This window comes from Pseudomonas sp. NY15364 (genome assembly GCF_048068235.1).
GTDB classification, from domain to species: Bacteria; Pseudomonadota; Gammaproteobacteria; order Pseudomonadales; family Pseudomonadaceae; genus Aquipseudomonas; species Aquipseudomonas mendocina_D.
In genome coordinates, this window is the sequence record NZ_JBLUPX010000016.1 from 88864 (window position 1) to 97063 (window position 8200).

Consider the following 8200-nt stretch of genomic DNA (forward strand, 5'->3'; position numbering starts at 1 on the left):
TTAGCCGCGACAAAGAGGGGTCGCGGCTAAAGCCCCTCCCACAGGACGAAATCAGGGCTGCAACACCGACGACACCAACAGCTGCGAATACGGATGCTGCGGGTCGTCGAGAATCTGGTCGGTCAGCCCCGCCTCAACCACGCGCGAGCGGCGCATCACCATCAGCCGGTCGGCCAGCAGCCGCGCCACCGCCAGGTCGTGGGTGACGATCACCACCGCCAGGTCCAGCTCGCGCACCAAGCCGCGCAGCAGGTCGAGCAGGCGCGCCTGCACCGACACGTCCAGCCCTCCAGTCGGCTCGTCCATGAACACCAGACGCGGCGCCGAGACCAGGTTGCGGGCGATCTGCAGGCGCTGCTGCATGCCGCCGGAGAAGGTGCGCGGCAGGTCATCGATACGCGCCGGGTCGATCTCCACCTGGCTCAGCCAGTCGAGCCCGGCGGCGCGCAGTTCGCCGTAGTGGCGCACACCCTGGGCCATCAGCCGCTCGCCGATATTGGCGCCGGCCGACACTGTCATGCGCAGGCCGTCACGCGGGTTCTGCTCGACGAAGCCCCACTCGGTGCGCAGCAGCGTACGCCGCTCGGCCTCGCTGGCGCTGTACAGGTCTAGCCACTGGCCGTCGCGACCGCGATAACTGACCGCGCCGCGATCCGGCGGGCAACGCCCGGAGAGCAGGCTGAGCAAGGTGGACTTGCCCGAGCCGGACTCGCCGACGATGCCCAACACTTCACCGGAATAGAGGTCGAAACTCACGCCCTGGCAGCCCTTGTCCGGGCCGTACAGGCGGGTCAGGTCACGCACAGAGAACAACGGCTCGGTTGCAGCCATGGCAGGTTGCAGACGTTCGGCGGCGCTCATTGTAGGTTCTCCTCGGTTCGCTGACGGCAGAAGTCGGTGTCGGAGCAGACGTAGCGCTTGCTGCCGGCGTCGTCCACGATCAGCTCGTCAAGGAAGGACTCGCTGCTGCCACAGAAGGCGCAGCACTCGTCCCAGCGCTGCACGGCGAAGATGTGATCCTCGAAGTCCAGGCTGACCACCCGGGTAAATGGCGGCACCGCATACAGGCGCTTCTCGCGGCCGGCACCGAACAGCATCAGCGCCGGGCTCATGTCCAGTTTGGGGTTGTCGAATTTCGGGATCGGCGACGGGTCCATCACGTAGCGCTCGTCCACTGTCACCGGGTAGGCGTAGGCGGTGGCGATATGGCCGAAGGTGGCGATGTCCTCGTACAGCTTCACGTGCATCACGCCGTAGTCTTCCAGCGCGTGCATGGTCCGCGTCTCCTGCTCGCTGGGCTCGATAAAACGCAGCGGCTCGGGAATCGGCACCTGATAGACCATGATCTGCCCGGCCGACAGCGGTGTTTCCGGAATACGGTGGCGGGTCTGGATCACGCTGGCCTCAAGCGTGCGCTCGGTGGTGGCGACACCTGCGGTACGGGCGAAGAAGCGGCGAATCGACACCGCATTGGTGGTGTCGTCGGCACCCTGGTCGATCACCTTGAGCACATCGTCTGCACCGAGAATGGCGGCAGTCAGCTGCATGCCGCCGGTGCCCCAGCCATAGGGAAGTGGCATTTCTCGACCGCCGAAGGGCACCTGGTAGCCAGGGATCGCTACCGCCTTGAGCAGACCGCGGCGGATCATGCGTTTGGTCTGCTCATCCAGATAGGCGAAGTTGTAGGCCGACGCTTCGCGGGCGCCGCTTGCGGTGAAAGCGTTCATCAGCGGTTCTCCTCTGCCGGCGCCTGGCGGCGCAGCTTGCGGATCAGTTCCAGTTCGGCCTGGAAGTCGACGTAGTGCGGCAACTTGAGGTGCGAGACGAAGCCGGCAGCTTCGACGTTGTCGCAGTGCATCAGCACGAACTCCTCTTCCTGCGCCGGGCCCTGCACCTCTTCGCCGTACTCGCTGGCGCGCAGCGCGCGGTCGACCAGCGCCATGCCCATGGCCTTACGCTCGGCGTAACCGAAGGCCAGGCCATAGCCGCGGGTAAACTGCGCCTGCTCGGCACTTTCACCGACGAACTGGTTGACCATCTCGCACTCGGTGATTTCGATGTCGCCCAATGGCACGGCGAAACCCAGTTCGGCGGGCGTCATCCACACCTCGACGTCGCCGATGCGGATCTCCCCGGCGAAGGGGTGGTTGCGTCCGTAACCACGCTGGGTGGAATAACCCAGCGCCAGTAGGAAGCCCTCGTCGCCACGGGCCAGCGCCTGCAGGCGCTCGGCGCGGCTGGCGGGAAAGGCCAGCGGCTCGCGGGTGATGTCCGGCACCGGTGCGCCGTCGTCCTGCTCGCGGGCCATCAGCCCTTCGCCTGCGAGAAAATCCAGCACCCGAGGACAGGGCTTGGGCTCGTCGGCAAGCGTGGTGTCCGGTGTCGGATACTCGCCCTCGGCCAGCAAGGTGAAATCCAGCAGACGGTGGGTGTAATCGAACGTAGGGCCGAGCAACTGGCCGCCGGGCAGATCCTTGAAGGTGGCGGATATGCGCCGCTCCAGCTGCATCTTCGTGGTGTCCAGCGGCTCGCTGGCACCGAAACGTGGCAGCGTGGTGCGGTAGGCGCGCAAGAGGAAGATGGCCTCCATCAGGTCGCCGGCCGCCTGTTTGATCGCCAGTGCGGCCAGCTCCTCGTCGTACAGCGAGCCTTCGCTCATGACCCGGGCCACAGCCAGCGGCAGTTGCTGGCGGATCTGTTCAACGCCCAGTTCGGCGACGGCGGTATCGCCACGGCGACGGCTGGCCAGCAGTTGATGGGCATTGTCGATGGCGCGTTCGCCACCCTTGACGGCGACATACATCAGGCAGCCTCCTCGGTTTCGATCAGCACGCGGGTGCTGCGCGGCAGGCCGATGACTTCGCCGCCTGCGGCAAAGAAGCAATCCAGGCCACGGGGAAAGGCATTGCGTGCCTGACGCTGCTGCCAGAACGAGGTAGGTAACGGCAGACTGACGCTGCGCACGTCCTTGATGCCTGGGCCGCGCCAGCGCAGGGCCGGGCCGGCGTGCAGATCAGCCAACTGGATCAGTAGCGTGCAGGACTGATCCGGGTAGCGTTCGCTGCCATTGTCGAAGTCCGACAAATCATCCAGTTCGCTCTCATCAAGCAGGGCGAACAAAGCGATCTCACGCTCGGCGACAATCGGGCAGCCGCAGTGGAACGCCAGGTTGGCGCGAATCAGCGGCGTGTCGAAACGCGGCGCCAGCCAAAGAGGCGTATCACTGTCGAGGAAGGCCAGACACAAGCCATAAGTAGCTGGGGCCAGGTCGCCCAAGGCATGGGCACGATCCATGGCGCGTGGCAGCCCCGGTTCGGCCAGGGCTCCGAGGGCCGCGCGGAAGCTGACCTGGGCGTCCAGCACCGGGTCGTCGAAAGCCGGTTGCAGCCAGTGCGAGCTGTGCGGCGTAGTCATCAGTCCTCTCCTCTGACCAGGGTGAAAAATTCCACCTGAGTGGTGGCGGTACGGGCGGCCCGGTTCAGGCGCCGTTCGCGCTGCTCGCGGGCCAGGGGTTCGATCAGGTCATCCAGCCAGCGCGCCTGGTCGCTGCCCTGCAGGTGCGCGTCGGCCAGGGCGGCCAGTTCGGCGCGGCGCTTGTCGCGGCCTGCCAGATAGCTGTAACCGGTTCGGCCGTCGGCCAGACGCACCACACAGCGGGTCACGGTCATCTCGCCGAGGTTGAAGGCGCTACCGGTGCCGCCCATGCGCCCGCGCACCAGGGTCATGCCCACCTCGGGGGAGCGGATCAGTTGGTAGGCGCTGTCTTTCAGCGCCGCCTCATGGCTATCGAGAGCGCTGCCGGCGCGGGCCAAGACGCCCATCCAGCGCTGACGCGCGGCGATGTTCGGATCGGTTTCGTTCATGCGGGTCTCCATCAGGTCGCTACCTGGTACTGGAAGCGGTCGGCACGGCTGCTGGACTGCGCCAGCTCCACCGCCCGGCCAGCGGGATCGCGGGACAAAGTGAGTACGCTGAGCAGCGGCGCATGGCGCGGCATCAGCAGATGCGCAGCCTCCTCGCGACTGGGTAGGCGCGCGCCGATCAGGCTGAAGGTGCGTGTTAGCGGCAGATCGCGCTCGGCCAGGTACTGGCGCAGCGAGCCGCCCTGATAGTCGGCCAGCAGCGGCGCCAGGCTGATGCAGAAGCGATGACGAATCAGACTCAGCGGCTGGCCGTCGAGCAGGCGCAGGGTGACCAGCTCGAGCAGTTCGCTGCCATCGGGCAGTTGCAGGTGGCGGCATTCTTCGCCGCTGCCAGTGCGATGCTGACGCTCGACCAGTTGCGCCTCGACGCGGTGGCCAAGCGCCGACAATGACTGGCTGAAGGCACTACCCGCCTCTACCGGATACACCAGCGGCTTGGCCAGCACCTGGGTGCCCTTGCCTTGACGGCGCAGCAAGCGGCCTTCGAGCACCAGCTCGTCGACAGCGCGGCGCAGGGTGTGACGGTTGACGGAAAAGCGCGCAGCCAATTGCATCTCGCCCGGCAGGTAATCGCCCGGGCTCATGTGCTGCACGTCTTCGCGCAGCACGGCGGCCAGTTCGCGGTATAGCGGTTCGCTTTGTCTAGACAAGTTCATCGTTTGAAAAGGGCGCGCACAGGCGCCCTCCCTCTCCTTCAGATAAAGAGCTTGCGCAGGCGCTGGGACAGGATGTCGATGGCGCTCACCACCAGGATGATCACGATCAGCAGCGCGCAGGTCTGGGCGAACTGGAAGCCGCGTATGGCCTCCCAGAGGATCACGCCGATGCCACCGGCGCCGACCATGCCGACCACCGTGGCCGAACGCACGTTGGACTCGAAGCGGTACAGCGAATAGGAAATCCACAGCGGCAGCACCTGCGGGATGACGCCGAAGATCACCTCCTGCAGGGCACTGGCGCCGGTGGCGCGCACGCCTTCGACCGGGCCCGGATCGATGGCCTCGACCGCCTCGGCGAACAGCTTGGCCAGTACCCCGGTGGTGCTGATGAACAGTGCCAGCACGCCGGCGAAGGGGCCGAGCCCGACCGCGACGACGAAAAGCATGGCGAAGACCATTTCGTTGATCGAACGACAGGCATCCATCACCCGGCGTACCGGCTGGTACACCCACCAGGGCACGATGTTCTCGGAACAGAGAATGCCCAGCGGAATGGCGCAGACGATGGCCAGCACCGTGCCCCAAAGAGCGATCTGTACGGTGACGACCATCTCCTTGAGGTAATGCTGCCAATTGCTGAAATCCGGCGGGAAGAAGTCGGCGGCGAAGGTGGCCATGTTGCCGGCATCGCGCACCAGCGCCAGCGGATTCATTTCCGCACCCTGCCAGGACCAGGCGAGTACGGCGAAGAACAGGCCCCAGCCGATCAATTGCAGCCAGCTGCGTTTGCTATCGGCAGTCGGGGTATGGGTGGTCAAAGTGGTCATCAAGGCATCTCGGGGAAAACGACTGCAGTCAGCCCCTCGGTCGATACCGAGGGGCTGCCAGGATCAACCGGCGCTGGCGCCGCCCTGCTTCTCACGCTCGGCCATGCGCTGCTCGAGCTTGGCCAGCTCGGCGTCCAGCTCCTTGAGCTGAGCCTGCTTGTCGGCGTCCTTGAGCTTGTCGTTGTTGGCCACTTCGGTGCGTTTCTTGAACAGCTCGAGCTGACGAATCGGCAGCAACTGATCATTGTCCGACGGCTTGAACTGGCCCCACTGCAGGCCTTCGAGCACCTTCTTCTCTTCCGGCTTGGCGCCGTAGGTCATGAAGAAGTTGCGCAGCTTGTCGCGGGTTTCCTGCGGCAGGTTCTTGCGCCAGACGATCGGGTCGGAAGGGATCAGCGGCGAAGTCCAGATCACCTTGAGCTGCGCCGCCTTGTCCGGCGCGGTCACTTCCAGGCGTTCCATGCCTTCGCTGTTGAAGGTGCCGACATCGACCTGCTTGTTGGCCACCGACAGCGCGTTGACCTCATGGCTGCCATTGAGCGAGCGCTTGAATACCTTGCCGGCGTCGACGTTGTTCTGGGCGAACACGTAATAACCGGGCACCAGATAGCCGGAGGTGGAGTTGGGGTCGCCGTTGGCGAAGGTCAGGCTCTTGGCGTTCTTCAGCATGTCCTCGACCGAGTTGATCGAGCTGTCCTTGTGCGCCACCAGCAGGCTGTAGTAACCCTGCGCGCCGTTGGCCGCCACGGTTTGGGCGAAGATCTCGCCGCCGGCGCGGTCCACCGCTTCCATCGCCGACTTGTTGCCGTACCAGGCCACGTCGACCTTGTCGAAGCGCATGCCCTGGATGATCCCGGCGTAGTCAGGGGCGAAGAAGGCGTTGATCTTCACCCCGGTCTGCTTGCTCATGTCAGCCAGGAACGGATCCCACATGGCCTTGAGGTTCTGCGAAGACTCGGTGGAAATGATGCCGAAGTTGAGTTCCTCGGCGGCCTGGGCCGAGCCCAGCAGGGAACCGGTGACGAGCGCGGAAGCAGCCAGCACCTGGCCGATGCGTTTGAACATGGAGCACACTCCTGTTGCTAGTTGGCGTTGTTGTTTCGAATGAGAGGGCTGAGATCAGGCCTTGGCCAGTGTCAGCGGACGCTCCACAGCCCGTGGGCGCTGCCCTTGCGGCAGCAGCAGGCTGATATCGAGATCGCCGCCGTAGAGGTCATTGAGGAAATCTGGGTTGAAGCCCGCGGTCGGGCCGTCGAAATGAATTCGCCCGCCCTTGAGCGCCACGGCGCGCTGGCAATAGCGCACCGCGTAATCGACCTGATGCAGGGTCACCACCACCGTCTTGCCGTCGCGGCGGTTGATGTCGGCGAGGATCTCCATCACCTTGCGCGCCGACTCTGGGTCGAGCGAGGCGATCGGTTCGTCGGCGAGAATTACCTCGGCCTGCTGGCACAGCGCACGGGCGATGGCCACGCGCTGTTGCTGGCCGCCGGAAAGAGTCGAGGCACGCTGCGCGGCGAACTCGGCCAGCCCTACCCGCTCCAACGCCTGCAGCGCACGCTGCTTCTCTTCAGGATTGAACAGGCTGAGGCTACCGCGCCAACGCGGCATACGGCCCAGACCGCCGAGCAGGACGTTCTGCAGCACGCTGAGGCGCCCGACCAGATTGAACTGCTGGAAGATGTAGCCGATATCGGCGCGCTGACGGCGCACATCGCCATTCAGGCGCCCGTCGCTCTGCACCTGGCGCCCAAGCACTTCGATGCTACCGGCGTCACCGCGCGCCAGGCCGGCGAGATGACGCAGCAGGGTCGACTTGCCCGAGCCAGAGGCACCGATCAGTGCCACCATCTCGCCCGGCTGCACGGATAGCGCCAGATCGAACAGCGCCTGCTTGCGGCCGAAACTTTTATTCAGACGGTCGACTCGAATCGCTGCGCTCATGTGCTGGCCCTCTACTATCATTTCGATAAGAAGGCCGCTAGCTCGCGCCTTCTGGTGTAGACCAAGGTAGGCGCACGCTGTGTCAGACCCGTGAACCGGGGATGACGATTGAGTGAATGAAACTTGAAACTTTTATGCTCGAGCGAAGCAACAGGATGAGTTCTGCCGAGTACCACGCATTTCAGACAATCGGTGCTGGCATAAAGCCGCTACCTGAATCACAATGTGACACGCATTTGGCGTCAAGGAACTGTTCAGATGACCTGAAGGTCATAATGACGCAGAACGCGGTACCGGTTGAACGGCTAGTGCGAAACACTGTCAAACCGGTGACAATCTCGACACTGGCTACCAGTATCGCACCCTGAACTAACCGGTAATGTATGCGCCCTATGAAACAGGCTATTTACTCCAGCCGCACGGCTGACAAATTTGTCGTTCGCTTGCCAGATGGCATGCGTGAGCGTATCGCTGACGTAGCACGCAACCATCACCGCAGCATGAACTCGGAAATCATCGCCCGTCTGGAGCAAAGCATGCTTCAGGAAGGTGCTCTGGATGACGATCTCAGCCTGCGCCTCGACAGCCCCGAACTGAGCCTCCATGAGCGTGAATTGCTGCAGCGTTTTCGTCAGTTGTCGCGCCGCCAGCAGAATGCTCTGGTCGCTCTGATTGCCCACGACGTGGAAATGGCCGCTGAAGAAGCCTGAAGCGAGCCCATTAAAAAACCGGCCTTGACAGACTGTGTGAAAACGTTCTGAACTGAACCGGTTCAATACAAACGCCCCGATTGATTCGGGGCGTTTGTGTTTTTACTGGTGCAATGATGCAAAGTGCAGCGCTCAGG

The 8200-nt window shown here is 64.0% G+C and carries 9 protein-coding genes and 1 pseudogene; 1 reads left to right on the plus strand and 9 read right to left on the minus strand.

Going from position 1 to position 8200, the window contains the following annotated elements; genetic code table 11:
• Nucleotides 1–51: 51 nt before the first annotated feature.
• From phnK to phnC, 9 genes and pseudogenes are all read right to left on the minus strand, one after another.
• Nucleotides 52–861 (minus strand): phosphonate C-P lyase system protein PhnK, encoded by an 810-nt coding sequence (gene phnK, locus ACNFCJ_RS15000; protein ID WP_416772148.1) that lies wholly within the window; start codon nucleotides 859–861, stop codon nucleotides 52–54.
• Nucleotides 858–1723, minus strand: a pseudogene (locus ACNFCJ_RS15005) (alpha-D-ribose 1-methylphosphonate 5-phosphate C-P-lyase PhnJ); the annotation flags it as partial. The pseudogene ACNFCJ_RS15005 and the gene phnK, both read right to left, overlap by 4 nt.
• A gap of 3 nt (nucleotides 1724–1726) precedes the next feature.
• On the minus strand, nucleotides 1727–2803 hold the full coding sequence (locus ACNFCJ_RS15010; RefSeq protein WP_416772149.1) for a carbon-phosphorus lyase complex subunit PhnI: 1077 nt from the start codon (nucleotides 2801–2803) through the stop codon (nucleotides 1727–1729).
• Entirely contained in the window at nucleotides 2803–3414 is a 612-nt protein-coding gene (gene phnH / locus ACNFCJ_RS15015) for a phosphonate C-P lyase system protein PhnH (RefSeq protein ID WP_416772151.1), read from the minus strand. The genes ACNFCJ_RS15010 and phnH overlap by 1 nt, the downstream gene beginning before the upstream one ends.
• Nucleotides 3414–3863, minus strand: coding sequence for a phosphonate C-P lyase system protein PhnG (gene phnG / locus ACNFCJ_RS15020; RefSeq protein WP_416772153.1), 450 nt, complete (start codon nucleotides 3861–3863; stop codon nucleotides 3414–3416). The genes phnH and phnG overlap by 1 nt, the downstream gene beginning before the upstream one ends.
• Before the next feature lie 11 nt (nucleotides 3864–3874).
• Nucleotides 3875–4579 carry a phosphonate metabolism transcriptional regulator PhnF gene (gene phnF, locus ACNFCJ_RS15025; protein WP_416772154.1) on the minus strand — a complete coding sequence of 235 codons (705 nt, stop codon included), beginning with the start codon at nucleotides 4577–4579 and terminating at the stop codon, nucleotides 3875–3877.
• A 38-nt stretch (nucleotides 4580–4617) separates the two neighbouring features.
• On the minus strand, nucleotides 4618–5409 hold the full coding sequence (phnE, locus tag ACNFCJ_RS15030; protein WP_416772156.1) for a phosphonate ABC transporter, permease protein PhnE: 792 nt from the start codon (nucleotides 5407–5409) through the stop codon (nucleotides 4618–4620).
• A 63-nt stretch (nucleotides 5410–5472) separates the two neighbouring features.
• Nucleotides 5473–6474: a phosphonate ABC transporter substrate-binding protein gene (gene phnD / locus ACNFCJ_RS15035; RefSeq protein WP_416772157.1), complete on the minus strand. Its 1002-nt coding sequence runs from the start codon at nucleotides 6472–6474 to the stop codon at nucleotides 5473–5475.
• 54 nt (nucleotides 6475–6528) lie between these two features.
• A complete protein-coding gene (phnC, locus tag ACNFCJ_RS15040) occupies nucleotides 6529–7353 on the minus strand; it encodes a phosphonate ABC transporter ATP-binding protein (protein ID WP_143504304.1) in 825 nt (274 codons plus the stop codon).
• A 383-nt stretch (nucleotides 7354–7736) separates the two neighbouring features.
• On the opposite strand from phnC, the gene ACNFCJ_RS15045 reads away from it, so the two are divergent.
• Nucleotides 7737–8063 carry an Arc family DNA-binding protein gene (locus ACNFCJ_RS15045; RefSeq protein ID WP_003461866.1) on the plus strand — a complete coding sequence of 109 codons (327 nt, stop codon included), beginning with the start codon at nucleotides 7737–7739 and terminating at the stop codon, nucleotides 8061–8063.
• Nucleotides 8064–8200: the final 137 nt, after the last annotated feature.

What these genes read in the sequence shown, in the direction of transcription:
- ACNFCJ_RS15010 (WP_416772149.1), bottom strand. Translation starts at nt 2,803, where the DNA reads ATGTATGTCGCCGTCAAGGGTGGCGAACGCGCCATCGACAATGCCCAT.
- phnK (WP_416772148.1), bottom strand. Translation starts at nt 861, where the DNA reads ATGAGCGCCGCCGAACGTCTGCAACCTGCCATGGCTGCAACCGAGCCG.
- phnC (WP_143504304.1), bottom strand. Translation starts at nt 7,353, where the DNA reads ATGAGCGCAGCGATTCGAGTCGACCGTCTGAATAAAAGTTTCGGCCGC.
- phnE (WP_416772156.1), bottom strand. Translation starts at nt 5,409, where the DNA reads ATGACCACTTTGACCACCCATACCCCGACTGCCGATAGCAAACGCAGC.
- ACNFCJ_RS15045 (WP_003461866.1), top strand. Translation starts at nt 7,737, where the DNA reads ATGCGCCCTATGAAACAGGCTATTTACTCCAGCCGCACGGCTGACAAA.
- phnH (WP_416772151.1), bottom strand. Translation starts at nt 3,414, where the DNA reads ATGACTACGCCGCACAGCTCGCACTGGCTGCAACCGGCTTTCGACGAC.
- phnG (WP_416772153.1), bottom strand. Translation starts at nt 3,863, where the DNA reads ATGAACGAAACCGATCCGAACATCGCCGCGCGTCAGCGCTGGATGGGC.
- phnD (WP_416772157.1), bottom strand. Translation starts at nt 6,474, where the DNA reads ATGTTCAAACGCATCGGCCAGGTGCTGGCTGCTTCCGCGCTCGTCACC.
- phnF (WP_416772154.1), bottom strand. Translation starts at nt 4,579, where the DNA reads ATGAACTTGTCTAGACAAAGCGAACCGCTATACCGCGAACTGGCCGCC.